The 18,540-nt window shown below is 43.5% G+C and carries 11 protein-coding genes; 7 read left to right on the top strand and 4 right to left on the bottom strand.

Features of this window, described 5'->3' with window-relative positions:
• Positions 1–2: 2 nt before the first annotated feature.
• Positions 3–752 carry an electron transfer flavoprotein subunit beta/FixA family protein gene (locus tag H3T84_RS08365; protein WP_084585079.1) on the bottom strand — a complete coding sequence of 250 codons (750 nt, stop codon included), beginning with the start codon at positions 750–752 and terminating at the stop codon, positions 3–5.
• Between the two features lie 909 nt (positions 753–1,661).
• Here H3T84_RS08365 and tsaA point away from each other — a divergent pair.
• The 6 genes from tsaA to H3T84_RS08335 all read left to right on the top strand — a co-directional run bounded on the left by tsaA (position 1,662) and on the right by H3T84_RS08335 (position 15,455).
• The gene (gene tsaA, locus H3T84_RS08360) at positions 1,662–2,381 is read left to right on the top strand and encodes a tRNA (N6-threonylcarbamoyladenosine(37)-N6)-methyltransferase TrmO (RefSeq protein ID WP_198218835.1); all 720 of its coding nucleotides are present in this window, start codon (positions 1,662–1,664) and stop codon (positions 2,379–2,381) included.
• A gap of 301 nt (positions 2,382–2,682) precedes the next feature.
• The gene (gene lpxC, locus H3T84_RS08355) at positions 2,683–3,600 is read left to right on the top strand and encodes a UDP-3-O-acyl-N-acetylglucosamine deacetylase (RefSeq protein WP_198218834.1); all 918 of its coding nucleotides are present in this window, start codon (positions 2,683–2,685) and stop codon (positions 3,598–3,600) included.
• Positions 3,601–3,718: 118 nt separating this feature from the next.
• Positions 3,719–4,078, top strand: coding sequence for a hypothetical protein (locus tag H3T84_RS08350; RefSeq protein ID WP_100115532.1), 360 nt, complete (start codon positions 3,719–3,721; stop codon positions 4,076–4,078).
• A gap of 882 nt (positions 4,079–4,960) precedes the next feature.
• Positions 4,961–12,946: an ESPR-type extended signal peptide-containing protein gene (locus tag H3T84_RS08345; protein WP_198218833.1), complete on the top strand. Its 7,986-nt coding sequence runs from the start codon at positions 4,961–4,963 to the stop codon at positions 12,944–12,946.
• A gap of 394 nt (positions 12,947–13,340) precedes the next feature.
• Positions 13,341–14,207: a patatin family protein gene (locus tag H3T84_RS08340; RefSeq protein ID WP_198218832.1), complete on the top strand. Its 867-nt coding sequence runs from the start codon at positions 13,341–13,343 to the stop codon at positions 14,205–14,207.
• Between the two features lie 45 nt (positions 14,208–14,252).
• Entirely contained in the window at positions 14,253–15,455 is a 1,203-nt protein-coding gene (locus H3T84_RS08335; protein ID WP_198218831.1) for an MFS transporter, read from the top strand.
• A gap of 17 nt (positions 15,456–15,472) precedes the next feature.
• Here the strand turns inward: H3T84_RS08335 and H3T84_RS08330 are convergent, their stop codons facing one another.
• Positions 15,473–16,246, bottom strand: a complete 774-nt coding sequence (locus H3T84_RS08330; protein WP_232346155.1) for a HesA/MoeB/ThiF family protein — start codon at positions 16,244–16,246, stop codon at positions 15,473–15,475.
• 100 nt (positions 16,247–16,346) lie between these two features.
• Between H3T84_RS08330 and H3T84_RS08325 the strand changes: the two genes are divergently transcribed.
• Positions 16,347–16,916 (top strand): L-threonylcarbamoyladenylate synthase, encoded by a 570-nt coding sequence (locus H3T84_RS08325; RefSeq protein ID WP_110414770.1) that lies wholly within the window; start codon positions 16,347–16,349, stop codon positions 16,914–16,916.
• Between the two features lie 107 nt (positions 16,917–17,023).
• Here the strand turns inward: H3T84_RS08325 and H3T84_RS08320 are convergent, their stop codons facing one another.
• Positions 17,024–17,920: a polyprenyl synthetase family protein gene (locus tag H3T84_RS08320; RefSeq protein WP_232346156.1), complete on the bottom strand. Its 897-nt coding sequence runs from the start codon at positions 17,918–17,920 to the stop codon at positions 17,024–17,026.
• The gene (locus tag H3T84_RS08315) at positions 17,904–18,131 is read right to left on the bottom strand and encodes an exodeoxyribonuclease VII small subunit (protein ID WP_084551709.1); all 228 of its coding nucleotides are present in this window, start codon (positions 18,129–18,131) and stop codon (positions 17,904–17,906) included. The genes H3T84_RS08320 and H3T84_RS08315 overlap by 17 nt, the downstream gene beginning before the upstream one ends.
• Positions 18,132–18,540 lie beyond the last annotated feature (409 nt).

Raw genomic sequence — 18,540 nt, 5'->3', positions numbered from 1 at the left:
CTTTAAATGACTTTTGCTTCGTGATGCAATCTGTCTACCAGCTCGGCCACATTTCCAACCCGGATGCCGGCAGCCCGCTCAGCCGGTTCAGTTACCTTTAACTGTACTAACCGCGGGCTGATATCCACGCCTAGCTCAGCTACAGTTTTTTTCTCAAGCGGTTTCTTTTTTGCCTGCATGATATTCGGCAGCTTGATATAGCGAGGTTCATTCAGCCGCAAATCCGTACTGATTACAGCAGGTAATTTCAGCGCAAGCTGTTCCTGTCCGCCGTCAATTTCACGGGTAACCAGCACTTCATCTGCTTTAAGCTCTATTTTGCTGGCAAAAGTACCCTGCGCAAGCTGCATTAAAGCGGCAAGCATTTGTGCCGTCTGATTGGCATCATCATCAATTGCCTGCTTACCCAGCAACAATAACTGCGGTTGCTCAGTTTCGGCCACCGCTTTTAATAACTTAGCCACGGCCAGCGGCTCGAGCTTTTCATCTGTTTCAACATGAATGGCACGATCAGCACCCATTGCCAGAGCTGTACGCAAAGTTTCTTCACACTGTTTTACGCCTAAAGATACCACCACCACCTCAGTGGCTTTACCGGCCTCCTTTAAACGTACAGCTTCTTCCACAGCTATTTCATCAAACGGATTCATCGACATTTTCACATTGCCAATATCCACATCTGATTCATCAGGTTTAACACGTACTTTCACGTTGTAATCGACAACACGCTTTACCGCTACCAATATTTTCATCTGAACCACCCTTAGATTAATCATAACCGGCAATCATCAGTGATTACCGGTATTCTGATTGCAGATTAACCACCGCAATACAGATAAATCAGCTAATCAGTGTAATTTAATTATGACCACTCACTTATATTTAACCGGATATAGTAACAGAAATACAGGCAAACTGCCGATAATCAATCTGTAATATCTTTTTACCAGTCAGAACCGCTGTGAATAACTGTCAGCCGGCCAGAATTAAATCAGACCGGTTATCTGAAGTTTACATTATGGTTTAATTAGCACCAATAAAAATAGAAATATTCATTCACTCTGATTTCTGCTTCTGAAATAAACACAGCTGCCGCTGAGATCTGTTAGGCAAATATAGTAATTAACTATTGACAAATCATATATTTATCCACTTCCCTACTCTGTTATATTCAGCCACAGTTCAAATATCAGCTCTCAGTCAGCGACAGAATACCAATCTGCGAGTCATATTCCTGAAACAATCAGTCTGATAACCTGTTTTTAAACAGACCAGCAAATAAAAGCTGTTTTAGCCGGTAATAAATAATTATCCACAGGTAGGATCAGTTTATTTTAATTATTGATAATAATTTTTTTAAAATATTTAAAGCTGGCTAACCGGATACACTAGTATATTTCAAAAACATCTTTTTTTTATTCACAAATACACACAATCCAGATAAACAGGGTAAATTTTATATTTATCCGTTAATTTAATTATAAAATTTCATTACAAAATATCAATGTGATGATGGTGATATACCATAATTAAGCTACTGGAAAAAACAAAATCAAAAAAAACAATAAACTGAATAATTTATCCACAATTTATATACAGACATATACACCAATTACCGTACAATACAGCAGTTCTGATTCACAATAATGTATATTGCTTTTATGTCTGATTCTACAGTCAGTACCAGTCCGCACTGGATAATCCGTCCGATTGGTTACATTTATTCTCCCTATAAACAAAAATTTGGGGTTGCCCGGCAGCCCGGTCTGGTACCAGCAGCTCAGGCATATATCGATTTATCCACAGAATTTACTGCTGAATGTGTACGCGGTTTAAGTGATTATGAATATATCTGGATTCAGTTTATTTTTCATGCCACGATTAAAGATGGCTGGCAACCATTAATTCGTCCTCCGAAACTAGGCGGTAAAGAAAAAAAAGGGGTTTTTGCTACTCGCAGTCCGCACCGGCCTAATCATTTGGGTTTATCACTGGTAAAACTGGAGCGGATTGAATGTAACAAACAGATTCGATTGTATGTAAGTGGTGTGGATTTTCTCGATCAGACACCAGTAATTGATATCAAACCCTATATTCCGTTTGTTGAGGCTAAACCTTATGCACATAGCAGTTTTGCACATGAACGCGAATTACTGACAGTTCACTGGTCACAGCATGCATTAAATCAAATGCAATTTTTTTCATTAGATTCAGAATATTTTCAATTAGTTAATCAAAGTCTGGCTCAAGATCCGCGACCGGTGCATCAGCACCATACAGACAAAGTTTTTGTTATGCATCTGGGTAATTTTGATGTTTTATTTCAATTCAGAGATAAATCTGTTGAAGTAACCGGATTACGCGAACATGTCGAAATTTAAAATTATTATTCAAATAAAAATATAAATAATAAATGGATGAAGACAAAGACGAAGCCATACATCCTGTGGAAAACTTAAAATATCACTATAAATCATATTTTTATTTGTAGATAAGTTATTAAATACATCTGCGGATGATTTGTGGATTATGTGGATAATTTTTCTGATACTATTGTTCGCTGTGGATAATTAACAGAAATCAATGCTGATAGCAATAATTTATCCACTGTTTGGCAAATTTCATTACCTTTACCAGTGAAATTCGTTACCATAGGATGGTCGGATTGATCAGGAACAGAATATGCTGCAGCGCACATTGGCAAAAAGTATCAGTGTTACAGGAGTGGGTTTGCATTCCGGGGAACGGGTACGCCTGAGTCTGCATCCGGCTGCTTCGGATAGCGGTATTCGTTTTCGCCGTACGGATCTAAACGGAGAACTTGGCCGGCTTGTGCCACTGACTCCTGAACTGATTAACGATACCCGTTTATCTTCTACGGTTGTTACGCCGGACGGTATTCGTATCGGCACCATCGAGCATATTATGTCGGCATTTGCTGCCTATGGAATCGATAATATTATTGTTGAGCTTAATGCACCGGAAATTCCCATTATGGATGGTTCCAGCTTGCCTTTTATTTATCTGTTACAGGATGCCGGGGTAATTGATCAACCTGTCGAAAAAAGATTTTTGCGTATTAAACAACCGCTGGTACTGACAGAGGGAGATAAATGGGTAAAATTTACTCCGTATGAAGGATTTCAGATTACATTAACCATAAATTTTGATCATCCGGTTTTTAATCGCAGTAACCAGACTTTCCGGATTGATTTTGCCGGACAGTCATATGTTGATGAAATTTCCCGGGCGCGGACATTTGGTTTTATGCAGGAAGTAGAACTGATGCGCAGTCACAATTTGGGGCTGGGGGGTAATCTGAGTAATGCGATTGTAATTGATGATATGGATGTGCTTAATCCTGAAGGATTGCGCTATCCGGATGAATTTGTCCGGCATAAAATTCTTGATGCTGTCGGAGATCTTTATACCCTTGGTCACCCGATTATCGGCGCCTTTGAGGGGCATAAATCCGGCCATGCAATCAATAATGCGCTGTTAAGGCAGCTTTTGGCACAGCCGCAAGCCTATGAATGGGTAACTTTTCCGCATAATTATCAACTGCCGGCCGCATTTCATCAGTTACCGCATGCAGCCTGATTTGCGGCCATGATAATATTCATGTTAAGAATATGTTATAATTACTTAACAAAATCAGGTTAGACTGGCCGGATAATATTTAACCGGCTTCACTTTATTATTCCGGGATATAAATGCAATGGATTATCAAGCTGTTGTAGCGCAATTACTAAACGTAGAAGGTGCACTGGCGGCGGCGGTGGTTGATTATGATAATGGTATGTTGATGGCCGGTAATGCCATTAATAAAATTGATCTGGAAATTGCCGCGGCCAGCAGTACGGAAGTTATCCGTTCTAAAATCAAAACTATGCAGATGCTGGATCTTAACGATGAAATTGAGGATATACTGATCACACTGGGGCAGCAGTATCATCTGATCCGGCCGCTGAAAAAACTGGGCAGCCTTTTTTTGTATTCAGTACTTGATAGCAACCGTGCCAATCTAGCTCTATCGCGCCGGGCGCTGATTGATGTTGAAAAACAAATGGAGCAGTAACCGGATTATATAGATTCGATATGGCTGCTGATTGATTTGAATATGGTTGTTAAACCAGTATTCCGGCTACATGGTTACTAATTAAAAATTGGATTTTTCTGTAATTAATTATTCAGAGTTATATTTTTAATTCAGATTAACAATATGCTATTTATTAATTTAAATAGCATATTGTTTTTACAGTCAGACCATTTTTGCTTCGTACCTTTCTGCATAACATTCTGTTATGCCTTGATTTGGATTTCCTGACTATTCTGCTTTTCTCTGCGAATATGGATACATTTTCTGTATCTGTCTGTTTTGATAAATTAATATTATGGCCGGATCAAATTCTATTCTGCTATGCAGAAACGATAGTACACAAAATACAATTCAGATGATGTGCAAGCGTAATTTAATTGCGGTCAATTTGCTTCGTTTAGCTGATTAATAACTATTTTTACTTTCATCACTGTATTTATTCAAGTGGCTAGTAAACGAAAAGCAAATAATAAATCTAACTGCCTAAAACCATTTATTTGGATCAGATTTGTTTAGGTGTAATAAAAATGCCAATATAATTTTTTAATTTTGAGAGATCGGGTTAATCAGATTACTGTGGTGTTAATAAGACAATAATAACATATAAACAATCTATTTGATTAACATATTTATATATTTAATTTTTGAAATGAATATAAAAAAATAATTAAATTTCAAATATTTATTTTTATAAAAAATATAATTTTTATCGGGTTTACTAAATATCATTTAAATTTGTTCAATACATACAAGCAAGTAGATTATGTTATATTGCTTAAAGATTTAATTTTAAAATTTAACTTTATTTAAGTTTATACAAATTTTGTTTGACGGCATGATTTCTAATCAGGAGTAAACCAATTGAATAAAATATATCGTGCTATATGGAATGAAACGACCCAGACCTGGGTGGCCGCCTCCGAACTAGCTAAGAGCAAAACCAAGTCCGATACCGTAGCCTGCTTGCCAGCCACAGGCATGATAAACAGTAAGTCCCGATTCAGATCAGTCTTTAAACGGAGTCTTATTGCTTCAATTCTGAATTTTTCACTTGTTATTCCGAATGTTTTTGCTGCAAATACGGCACTGGTTGGTGGTGTTAGTTTAAGTCACCCTGGTATTGAAGTAAACTATGCAGATAAAAATGGTAAGGTATGGGCAAGTCATGGTTCTGTAGTTATCAATGGGATTAATGGTTTTGCTAAAGATGGTACAAACTGCAGAGCCGATGAAGTTGCGGGCAGGAGTGATCCGGAGCGTACGGTTACTGGTGCATTAATCTCTGCATTGGACGAATATAGACGCTTTGCTTATCAAAATGATCCGGCCTATGGTACAACAACAACGGCTGTTAATGCGAATAAAGCTGTTCAGCAAGGGGACGCAGCCTCAAATAAAATGCCGGTAGCTTATGGTGTCCATTCTTTTGCATCCGGTTGTGGTGCTTATACATCTGGTAACTACTCAGTAGCATTCGGTACCAACGCCACCGCTACTGCCGGCGGCGCGATGGCCATCGGAACTGCTGCTCTGGCTTCCGGGCGGGCCTCGATTGCTTTTGGTGTCGGCGCTGAAGCTACAGGTGTTTCCAGTGTGGCTTTAGGTTCGGTTGCATCTTCTAATGGTGTGGGTAGTGTGGCTGCCGGTTTGAAATCTCAGGCCAGTGCTGATGGTACTGTTGCCTTAGGTGTGCAGGCACAAGCTACAGCAGATTCTGCCGTAGCTATCGGTAATACAGCTCAGGCCACTGGCGAACAAAGTATCAGTATAGGCTCAGCCAATCAGGTAAGCGGAAACAGATCCGGTGCGATTGGCGGCTCTCAGACAACAACTGCTTATGATTCAGTCAATGGTGAAATTGCAGATGAAGATAAAGATCAGGCAACCGGCATCACAAGAGTAACAGGGAATGACACGTATTCTTTCGGTAATCAGAATGGTACGATTGCTGCTGATAATACTGGTATATTTGGTAATAGTAATTCTGTAGATGTAGCACTTGATTCAAAAGGCCATTCAAAAACTAATGATATAAGAATATTAGGTAATCTGAATAAAGTTTCTGCAAATGCTACCGGGGCCATGATTGTAGGTAATAAAGCTGAAGTTTCTGCTGCTGATGTCCTGGCACTGGGTAACAATATTCGAGTTAGTGGTACGAATGGTGTAGCCATCGGTACAGCGGCTAATGCCAGTTCTGATGACGGCGTGGCTATAGGCAGTAATTCTGCAACTACAGCCGCAGCAGGTGTGGCTGGCTATGATCCTGCTGGTGCGGTTCATGATGCCACATCATCTACCTGGAACAGTACCAGAGGCTCGGTGGCGATTGGTAATGCCAGTGCCGGTGTCACACGGCAGATTACCGGCCTGGCAGCCGGTACACAGGATACTGATGCTGTCAATGTGGCTCAGTTAAAAAGCCTGGGCGATTCTGTGTCAACCAGTCTGTATGATCTGTCTTCTTCAACAGTAAGCCATTTAACTAAAAACGACAAAGAATTAAATGAACTGATAAATACGACCAATTCAACTTTAGTTACATATGACAGCAAGCTGGTAGATACAGCCGGCTTACTGGACAGCCGGCTTACTGAAACTAATAACAAACTTGATGCAATAAATACTTCAGTTTTAACCAGTATCAGCCAGATGCAGGAAAATGCATTACGGTGGAATGACGATGTACAGGCTTATGATGCAGTTCACGGTCAGGCAAATACAGCAAAAATTATCAATGTTGCGGCCGGTGATTTATCGCCAGAATCAACTGATGCTATTAATGGCGGACAGCTTTATAGTACCAATTCAGCATTGAGCAGTTTGTCAACTGTTGCGATAAGCAGTATTTCCACTGCGCTATCGAATTCCACTTCAATGTCTGCTTCAATCAGTACAACCCTGTCAGAAACTTCAAATAAGCTCAATCAGCTTCTGGACAATACTTCAACCAGCATGAATCAATTAAGCCGGGATGCACTACAGTTAAAAGATGGTGTATTTGATGCTGAACGTGACGGAAAAGCCCAGAAAATCACGCATGTTGCGGCCGGTGATATTTCTTCGGCTCATTCCAGTGACGTGGTTATTGGTTCCCAGTTATATGAAACCAATACAAATCTGACTAATTTATCAGAAAGTTTTGCTTCAAGTTTGACCAGCCTGTCAAATTCAGTGGGTAATTCAAATATAGCAGATATTGCTAGTTTGTCTACAGTAGCCAGTGGTGTAAGTAGCAGCCTGTCTAGTTTGCAAAATAACGCTTTACTGTGGAAAGCAGGTGACAATGGGGTAAATGGTGCCTATGATGCTGAGCGTAACGGAAAAGCTCAGAAAATTACCAATGTTGCAGACGGCAGTACTGAACAGGGATCAACAGATGTAATTACCGGCGGACAGTTATACAGTCTTTCGACCGCTACTGTAGCTAAACTGAATAACGTAACCAGCACAATAAGTACAAATCTGGCAGACAGTAACCAAAAAATAGACGATGTAAGTAATAAAGCTCTGTTATGGAATGAAAGTAAAATCGCTTATGATGCCGGTAATCGGAAAATTACAGGTGTTGCGGCCGGTGCCTTAACAGCAGATTCATCTGATGTGGTGATCGGAGCACAGTTATATACAACCAATAATTTTCTGAATAATCTATCTTTATCAACTACAGGTGGGTTAGACAGTCTGAGTACGGCCTTAAGCAGCTCTTCTCAGTCGATTATTAGTAGTCTTTCCGGACTTGTGGGAAACAATCAGCGCGAAGTTGCGGCCTTGCAGGATAATGCTTTGCAATGGAATGATACTGATAAGGCATACAGTGCTAAACATCCGGCACTTGGTAATCAGCGCATTACCAATGTAGCAGACGGCAGAGAGGGTGCTGACTCAACCGATGCGGTGACCGGTAAACAGCTGTTTAGTCTTTCTAGTTCTACAGCAGAAAGTTTGAATAATTTATCCAGTTCTCTGCAGAATCTATCTGCGGATGGTGTGGGCAGTTTATCTACAGCTCTTAGTACAGGTTTGAATAATATCAATTCCAATATTACTAACTTGCAGCAGGATGCTTTACAGTGGAAAGACGGTGCTTACGATGCCAGCCATGGTGTTGAAAATGGTGTACAGAAAATTACCCATGTTAAAGATGGTGATCTGAGTGATCAATCCACTGATGTTGTCACCGGTAAGCAATTATTTGACACCAATACCAGTGTGGCTACTCTGTCTGCCGGTTTGGATAGCAGATTGGTAAGTTTGTCTGGTTCGACATCTGCCAGTTTGAATAATATTTCAGCTGATTTAAATCAATCGCTGAGTACCGGTCTGAGCTCTCTTTCTGCAGCGGCCAATACGGGGTTAAGCTCTGTTAATTCAAATATAGCTACATTACAGCAGAATGCGCTGCAATGGAATAGCAATATATCTGCTTATGATGCCAGTCATGCAACCGGTACTGCACAAAAAATTACCAATGTAGCCCAAGGTAGTCTGGCAGCAGACTCAAGTGATGTAATTACCGGCGGGCAATTGTTTGATACCAATACTCAGGTTAGCAGCCTGTCCGGTAATCTAAACGACGTTTCCAGCAGTGTGGTAACAGGTTTAAATAGCCTGTCTTCATCATTGTCTGAAATTAGTGGTAATCGATTATCCAGTTTGTCTACTGGTATCGACAGTACCAACAGCAGATTGACTGAACTGTCTGCATCAGCATCAAGCAGCCTGGCAGCGACTGACTCTCATGTAAAAACATTACAGCAGAATGCGCTATTGTGGAAAGATGGTGCTTATGATGCTATGCGTGACGGAAAAGTCCAGAAAATTACCAATGTAGCTGATGGCAATATTGAAAAGGGATCAAGTGATGTTGCTACTGCCGGCCAGTTATATACAACTAATACTAATATTACGGAACTTTCCAGCAGTGTTAGTACCAGTTTCGATCATTTCACGTCATCTTTGAGTACGATTACTCAAACTGGTGGTAATGATGTGATCAGTCTGTCTACTGTTGCAAGCAATATTGATAACAGGGTAACTAATTTAAAGCAGAATGCACTGCAATGGAATGATGATATTGCTGCTTATGATGCCAGTCGTGCAACCAAAAATCCGGCAAAAATTACCAATGTTGCTGCCGGTGAAGTATCAGCAGATTCAACTGATGTGATTACTGGTGCGCAGCTTGATCAGGCTAATGCAAATTATGCCAGCAGTCTGGCAGAAGTATCAGGATCAGTCTCTAGTGGTTTAAGCTCAGTTCAGGATAAAGTAAACGGTTTATCTACAGACTGGCCGGACAGACTAAATAGTCTGTCTACCACAACTTCCAGCGGATTAAGCAGTCTGTCTACCGCAGCATCAAATGCTTTGAGCAGTTTATCTTCGACTACTTCAAGCACGATAGCCAGCCTGTCTAACAGTACTTCTAGCGGATTGAACAGTTTATCTTCCAGTGCAGCTAGCGGATTGAGCAGTCTGTCTTCCAGTACTGCCATCGGACTGAATAGCCTTTCTTCCAGTACTTCAACGATACTGGGACAATTAGACAATACGATCAGTACTGCCACCAGTAATGTTGCCGGACTACAGCAGGATGCCCTGCAATGGAATGGCGGTGTAAGTGCATATGATGCCAGTCATGGAAGCGGAAGTGCACAAAGAATTACCCATGTAGCTGCCGGTAATGTATCAGCAGATTCAACTGATGCAATTAACGGAGGTCAGCTCTTTGCTCTGTCCAGCTCAGCCTCAACCGGTCTGAATAGTTTATCAACCAGCATGAGCAGCCTGGCAGATATTCAGCAGGGTAGTATATCCACAATCATTGCTGATAACCTGAAAGATGTAAATCAAAACGTATCCAGCCTGTCAACAGGACTGAACACAGCTAATAACGATATAGCCAGCCTGTCAAGCGGATATGTAAATATCAATAACCAGGTATCTTCATTAAATCAGGATGCCCTGCAATGGAATGGCGGTATAAGTGCATATGATGCCAGTCATGGAAGCGGTAGTGCACAAAGAATTACCCATGTAGCAGCCGGTAATGTATCAGCGGATTCAACTGATGCAATTAACGGAGGTCAGCTCTTTGCTCTGTCCAACTCAGCATCAACCGGTCTGAGCAGTTTATCAACCAGCATGAGCAGCATGGCAGACATTCAGCAGGGCAGCATATCCACAATCATTGCTGATAACCTGAAAGATGTAAATCAAAACGTATCCAGCCTGTCAACCGGTCTGAGCACAGCTAATAGCGGCATAAACAGCCTGTCAAGCGGATATGCTAGTATCAATAACCAGGTATCTTCATTAAATCAGGATGCCCTGCAATGGAATAGCGGTATAAGTGCATATGATGCCAGTCATGGAAGCGGTAATGCACAAAGAATTACCCATGTAGCTGCCGGTAATGTATCAGCAGATTCAACTGATGCAATTAACGGAGGTCAGCTCTTTGCTCTGTCCAGCTCAGCATCAACCGGTCTGAATAGTTTATCAACCAGCATGAGCAGCCTGGCAGATATTCAGCAGGGTAGTATATCCACAATCATTGCTGATAACCTGAAAGATGTAAATCAAAACGTATCCAGCCTGTCAACAGGACTGAACACAGCTAATAACGATATAGCCAGCCTGTCAAGCGGATATGTAAATATCAATAACCAGGTATCTTCATTAAATCAGGATGCCCTGCAATGGAATAGCGGTATAAGTGCATATGATGCCAGTCATGGAAGCGGAAGTGCACAAAGAATTACCCATGTAGCTGCCGGTGATGTATCAGCACATTCAACCGATGCAATTAACGGAGGCCAGCTCTTTGCTCTGTCCAACTCAGCATCAACCGGTCTGAACAGTTTATCAACCAGCATGAGCAACATGGCAGACATTCAGCAGGGTAGTATATCCACAATCATTGCTGATAACCTGAAAGAGGTAAATCAAAACGTATCCAGCCTATCAACCGGTCTGAACACAGCTAATAGCAGCATAAACAGCCTGTCAAGCGGATATGTTAATATCAATAACCAGGTATCTTCATTAAATCAGGATGCCCTGCAATGGAATAGCGGTATAAGTGCATATGATGCCAGTCACGGAAGCGGAAGTGCACAAAGAATTACCCATGTAGCTGCCGGTGATGTATCAGCACATTCAACCGATGCAATTAACGGAGGTCAGTTCTTTGCTCTGTCCACCTCAGCTTCAACCGGTCTGAGCAGTCTGTTAACAACTGTTTCCTCAACTGTTTTCGAAAATGTTTCTCCTCAGATCGCCAGTATAAGTAGTTCTCTGTCCACCGGATATCAAGGTCTTTCAAAAAGTGTAAGCGACTTGGCAAGCGCTTCTAAATCCATAAAGGGACGAGTGGATTATCTAGAAGAGCATACGATCACATGGAATAAAGATAAAGACGGATTTGATGCAGGCCAAACCAACAACGGTATGACTCGTGATTCTATTCCTACTTATCGCAAAATTGTGAATCTGGCAGAAGGTGAGCTTGCTCCAGGTTCGCATGATGCGGTAAATGGCGGCCAGTTATACGAAGTAAAAACTTCGCTGTCTACCGATCTGAGTTCTTTGTCAACATCCACTTCAACAGCGATATCAGATTTATTGATTGGCACAGCCCCAGGTAGTATGAGCACCAGTATCGCTAATCTGAATGCGAATGCGTTACAGTGGAATGGTACAGTTTATGATGCTGCCCGCGGAGGTATTGCACAGACAATTACCGGTGTTAAAGGCGGTAATATAGTAGCCGGCTCTCTTGATGCAGTGAATGCTGGTCAGTTGTGGGATGTAAAACAAAGTATCAGTACCCTATCATCAAGCATGTCAACTGGTTTATCAAGCCTGTCAACAGCAGTAGGCGGTCTGCCCGCAGGCACTGGCACTATTTCTGATGATGCACTGTCGAGTCTGTCAACTGCAATCAGTAAAAGAACAGAAAGTCAGCTTTCTAGTATAACTGCCGGTTTAGGTAAGCCAAGTGGATATGATCCAAGTACAGGTCAGATTAAGCCGCCTAAATATGAAACCACTACCCCGACAGGCAATATAGTAAGTACGGATAATGTTGCTGATGCTCTGCAGAATATTCAGGATTACGGCACTAAATATGCAAAGAGTAACTCAGCAAAAGCAGCCTCAATCGCTCAGGGGGTTGATTCAGTTGCAATAGGCGGTGCATCAATGGCCAGCGGCACCTCAGCAGTTGCCATAGGTGATTCTGCCAGCGCATCGTCAGCCAATGGTGTTGCTCTGGGCAGTCAGGCGAAAGTAACTCAGAGCGGAGGCGTAGCACTTGGATCTGGATCGGTAGCAAGTACAGCAGCCGGTAAAGAGGGCTATATACCGGTAACGGCAACGCAGCAGCAGGCAGCAGCAATCCGGGCAACGAAGAGTACAGAAGGAGCGGTATCTGTAGGAGATGCATCGAAAGGTGTATACCGTCAGATAACCGGGGTTGCCGCTGGTACAGCTGATACTGATGCAGTCAATGTGGCTCAGCTTAAGGGTGTGAATAATCAGATTACCAACATCAATAAGTATGTAAATCAGGTAAATGATCGTGTTCAGCGGACTGAACGCCGTGCCTATTCCGGTACGGCACTGGCCATGGCTCTGTCCGGTGCTTATCTGCCCTCTCTGAATGCCGGTGAACAGGCTGTTGGTGTAGGTGTTGGTACCTATCGTGGCTATACTGCGGTAGGAGCTAATTATAAAGCCATGAGTAACAGCGGTAATATTGGCTGGGGTGCAGGTGTTTCCACTACAGGCAAAGAAGTTGGCTTTAATGCCGGTGTCGGCTTTAAGTGGGGTCACAATTAAACTGTTTTTACTCAGTAGTCTGACTAACTTCCGGATTTATCTGAATCCGGAAGTTTTTTTATGGGTTGGAAAATGTTAAGTGATAAAAGATAGCGGATATACCGTATCTTCCCGGTTTACGGATGAATCAATTGGCGCCGATTTTATGGATAAAGTGGTTCCCGGACACAGGATTAGAAAATATTTAGTTGACAATGATATGGTTCAGATTGAAAAAAATCATAAAATTCAGGTGTGTGTACCGGATATTGACAGGCTGATATACATATACAGGAACCGTAGAAGATATTAATATTAAGATACTGTGCGCCGACCGGCTTTATTGATTTACTATAGCCGGTATTATATATTTAATAATATTAAATTATTTTTACATAAATATGGAAATGGCAATATGCATACTGGTCGGCAGCCTGCCGGAATGCAAACTGCACTGGTTGTAGAAGGCGGAGGAATGCGTGCCGCATTCAGCAGCGGTGTGACTGATGCCTTCTTACAGGCAGATTTTAACCCGTTTAGTTTACTGGTCGGAGTATCTTCCGGAGCCAGTACTATTGCCAGTTATCTGTCCAAACAGGAAGGGCGTAATCTGGCTGTACTGCTTGATCAGTCCTGCCGGCCGGAATTTATCCGCTGGTCACGCTTTATGCGTGGCGGCGACCTGATGGATATCGATTGGTTATGGCAGGTTGTGCAACAGGAAAATCCGCTGGACTGTGAACGTATGTTTGCACAGCAGCGTGATTTCAGGATTGTGTTAAGTAATGCGCTTAGCGGTGAGCCGGAATATGCTGTGGCTCAGCCCGATTCTTTTCTGGATGTACTGCGCGCTTCCAGCTCAATTCCGTTTATGATCCGTAAGCCGGTAGCAATCGGTAGTGAATTTTATTTTGACGGCGGAGTAGCTGATGCTCTGCCGGTACAGTGGGCTCTGTCCCGGCCAAATATTAATCGAGTCGTGGTAATCCGTACCCGGGCACAAAATTATGTAAAAAAAGGTACCCTGAGTGATAGTCTGTTGGCAAAGTTTCTGCCTGCCGGCGGGTTTGCTCAGGCATTACGGCAGCGGGTAAAGCATTATAATGCTACTCTGGCATGGATGCAGCAGCCTGAGAACTGCCGGTATATTGTTGAAATCCACCCTCCGGATGATGGCAAAATGGCCGGACGTCTGTGCCGGGATGCCGGTCGTTTGCGTTACAGCTATGCAGCCGGTCTGGAGTGCGGTCGTGCGCTATTGCAGCAATGGCCGGTAAATTGAATGGTTTTTTCTACCCTAAGGGTAAACGGGTAATTTGGTGAAGTAATGAAAACGGATTCGACTGTATCGAAAACACAGCACCGGCTTAGTCTTTTTGTCGCTATTCTGGCTCTGGCTTTTGTTTTGCGCGGCCCTCTGACAGGTGTGGGGCCTTTATTACAGAATATTCAGGCACAGCTGCAGATAAGCAGTACACTGGCAGGCATGCTGACTACGGTACCATTGCTGACATTTGGTCTGTTTTCGATTTTTATTCCCAGGCTTGCAGCACGTCTGGGCTCGGAGCAGATGGTCTTTTTTGCATTATGGATTTTAACGCTGGGGCTGGTGCTGCGCTGTGGTTCCGGGTTGTTTCTGTTACTGGCCGGTACGGCTTTGCTCAGCTGTGCCATTGCTGTTGGCAATGTGCTGATTCCCAGTATGGTAAAGCAGTATTTTCCGTTTAAAATGGGGCTGGTTACCGCATTATATGCACTGGTGATGAATATGGGCGGTGCGGCCGGTTCTGCTTTAAGTGCCCCACTTGCTCACAGTAATCTATGGGGCTGGCGCGGTGCTCTGGTAATCTGGGTTCTGCCGGCGCTGGTAGCCATGGTTATCTGGTGGCTGCCTTTTAAAGCAGCCAATGCTATGCCCAAGGCGGCTGTACGTGCGCGTCAGGTAAAAACACATCTGTGGCGCAATCCGCTGGCCTGGCAGGTAACGCTGTTTATGGGGTTTCAGTCATTCCTGTTTTATTCTACAGTCAGCTGGTTGCCGCAGATTGTAGCCAAGGCCGGAGTATCCGCAACGGAAGCCGGTGGCTGGCTCGGGCTGATGCAGCTGGTGATGATACCAACCAATTTGCTGATACCGATTTATGCAGCCAGATTAAAGCAGCAGCACTGGATAGGGTCGATGTGCGGCGTGGCTTTAATCTTGTCGGTATTATTGCTGATGTCGCCATGGCGCAGCTGTTATTTTCCGGCTGTATTGCTGCTGGGACTGGGCATCAGCGGGGCTTTCTGTCTGAGTATGATGTTTTTCAGCTTGCGCAGCGACAGTGTTACTGAGGGGGTACTGTTATCTGGCATGGCTCAAACCTGTGGTTATCTGTTTGCAGCCGCAGGTCCGGTACTGATGGGTGCTTTGCATGACATGCTGCATTCCTGGTTTCCAGCACTGTGTTTAATGTTAATTGCTGCTCTGGTTATTACTGTATCTGGCTGGAATGCCGGTCAGGATCGTAAACTATCTGATTTTGATTAATAAAAATATCCACAGTTTTATCCACAAATTTCTGTGGATAAAACTGGCTGCCCGCATACCGGACAATCCGGATTGGCAGCCAGCTGCAGGCGCTGCCATTGAAAAGAACAAGCGTCAAAACAGTGTAGCCAGCAGCCCTCAGGGTGAATATCGGCAATTATCTGCAATGCTTCACTGGCCTGTGCCGCGCCCATAATACCGAGTAAAGGTGCAAAAACTCCGTTTTTAGCACAACTGGCACCTTCATCATTCATTTCTCCTTCAAACAGGCACTGATAGCAGGGGCCGCGACCATCACGAAAATCATATACTGCCAGCTGACCGGCAAATACCAGTGCAGAGGCTGAAACCAGTGGTTTGCGTGCATTAAAACAGGCCTGATTAATCAGCCGGCGGCTGGCAAAATTGTCGGTACAATCCAGAATGATATCGGTATGCTGAACCAGTTGCTCTAACAGGCTGGCATCAGCTCTGGCTACAATGGGCTTTAATCCGGTTTGCGGATATTGTGTCTGTAGCTGCCGGCACAATATCGCGGCTTTTGCCTGACCGATATCTTGATCATTAAACCAGAACTGGCGTTGCAGATTACTGATTTCGATAGTGTCGTTATCCACAACGGTAATATGCCCTATTCCGCTGGAAGCCAGATAAGTCAGAGCCGGATGTGCCAGGCCGCCGGCACCGATTACCAGAGCACGGGCAGCAAGAATTGCTTCCTGTCCGGCAATATCCAGCTTATCCAGTAATATATGACGGCTGTAACGCAATAGTTGTTCATCAGTAATCATGATTGTCTCTGGTGGTTGGGTGGCTGTGACCGGTACGGGTGTAGTCTGGTTTATTCTGCCCTGCTATTATAATAGTTTAGTCTAGTTTCTCAGAATATTTATGCGCCATCCTGCCCGTCCGTCCGGCCGGTTTTTATATCGTCTGCGCAGCCATCTGCATCGTGGCGGTTTGATTGCTTATCCTACAGAAGGCAGTTATGGGCTAGGCTGTCTGCCTGATTGTGTGCCGGCGGTGCGTAAAGTCATTGCATTGAAAAAGCGACCGCAACATAAAGGGCTGATTGTTATTGCTGCTGATTTCACTCAGTTACAGCCTTTGCTCGCACCTTTGTCCGCAACCGATATAGCGGCTGTCAGCCGGCAGTGGCCGGCACCCAGAACTTTACTGTTACCGATACGCAAACAGGTTTCACCTGTGTTACGCGGGCGGGGCAGACAAACTCTGGCTGTACGGGTTCCGGACCTGGTAACTGCTCGGTTTTTATGCAGAGCAGCAGGTACGGCGCTGGTATCTACTTCTTGTAACCGGGCGGGAAAAAAAGCCTGTCGTACCGAGCGTGAAGTCAGACGCCAGTTTGGAAAACAGGTGATGATTCTGGGCGGGCGCACCGGCGGAAGAAAACAGCCCAGTCAGATTATTGACTGGGCTTCCGGTAAGCGGCTGCGTTAGTTATTTTATTAATAAGCTGATCTGTAAATAAGTTATATCTGTGATTTACTGAATTACTGCGCAGACAATGTTTATATATTCGTAGTTTGCTGTTGCTTGGCGCATTTTTAATGATTGCGAGCAACAACAAATTGCGCCAGTGCGCGAAGATGAGATGCACGCTGGTCAAAACTGCTTAAAGCATCAATAGCCTGTTGTACCAGATTTTCTGCATACTGGCGTGCTGTATCAAGTCCCATCAGGCTAACGTAGGTAGGTTTATTGGTTTGTGCATCTTTTCCGGCGGTTTTACCCAGTGTGCTGCTATCCTGCTCGTAATCCAGTACATCATCGATAACCTGAAAGGCCAAGCCCAGATGAGCGGCATAATGGTCGAGTGCGGTTAATGTCTGCTGGCTGATATCCTGACAGCAAAGTCCGCCCAGTGTAACTGCTGCTCTGATCAGCGCACCGGTTTTCAACTGGTGCATGTGTTCCAGTTCGGCCTGATTCAGACCTACCCCTACGCAGGCTAAATCGATAGCCTGTCCGCCGGCCATGCCATGACAGCCGGCAGCCTGTGCCAGAGTCTGTATCATTTGCAGCTGACGCGCAGCGTCCAGACTAGTTGGCCGGCTCAGCAGGCTGAATGCCATACTTTGCAGGGCATCACCAACCAACAAGGCTGTTGCCGGTGTATATTGTATGTGACAGGCAGGTTTTCCGTGACGCAGACTGTCGTTATCCATCTCCGGCATATCGTCGTGCACAAGCGAATAGATATGTATGCATTCGATTGCAGCCAGAGCATAATCTGCGGCTTCTGTAACCGCACTACCTAGCTCCGCCGCCGCCAGAACCAGCATTGGCCGCAACCGTTTACCGCCATCCAGCGCCGCATAGCGCATGGCTTCAATCAGTGGTGCGGGAAGTTGTCCGGCCGGCGGAAGTAATCGGGTTAATGTTTCTTCCGTATGTGTCTGTACATGTTTTTGCCAGTCGGCAAAATTACTCCCCTGTTTCAAGCTTCAGCTCCTTTAATTCACCATTATCCAGTACCTGTAGTTTTTGTTCTACCTCCGCCAGCTTCTGCTGGCAGTATTGCACCAGTTCCTGACCATATTCATATGCAGCCAGTGATTCTTCCAGCGGAAGATCATTGTTTTGCATGGATTCGGTTATTTTTTCCAGTTGCCGGATAGCTTCTTCATAGCTTTTTGGGGTTATTTTTTTCATATCATAGGTCTTTACATGAATTTATGGCTATTGTAACACTCGCACTATGGCTATTGCTGTGGATATCTGTATCATACAATTCTGGTAAGAAATTTCTGATAACAGGCTGGTGTATTTCTTAGTATGATCTGTATAAGCAGACATGAATATTAATAATATTATTATTTTCGAACAGAAATTATTGTGTATTAAACAACATACTGATATTTTATTTTGATCCTGCTAGCCAGATTCAAACCCGCATTTTCTGTTGTAATATCTGATTTGTTTTTTATTAAAAAAATTAGATATTATTGAAAATTTACTATATATAGTAATAATATAGCTAATTACATTTTCTGATACAGGTGATTGCACTGGCAAAAAAATTTACATGCTAATAAAGGTAAATTTTGGTTTTATTGAGTAT

It is taken from the genome of Snodgrassella sp. M0110 (assembly GCF_016101465.1).
Taxonomy (GTDB): domain Bacteria; phylum Pseudomonadota; class Gammaproteobacteria; order Burkholderiales; family Neisseriaceae; genus Snodgrassella; species Snodgrassella alvi.
This window is presented reverse-complemented; position numbering and strand designations above follow the sequence as displayed.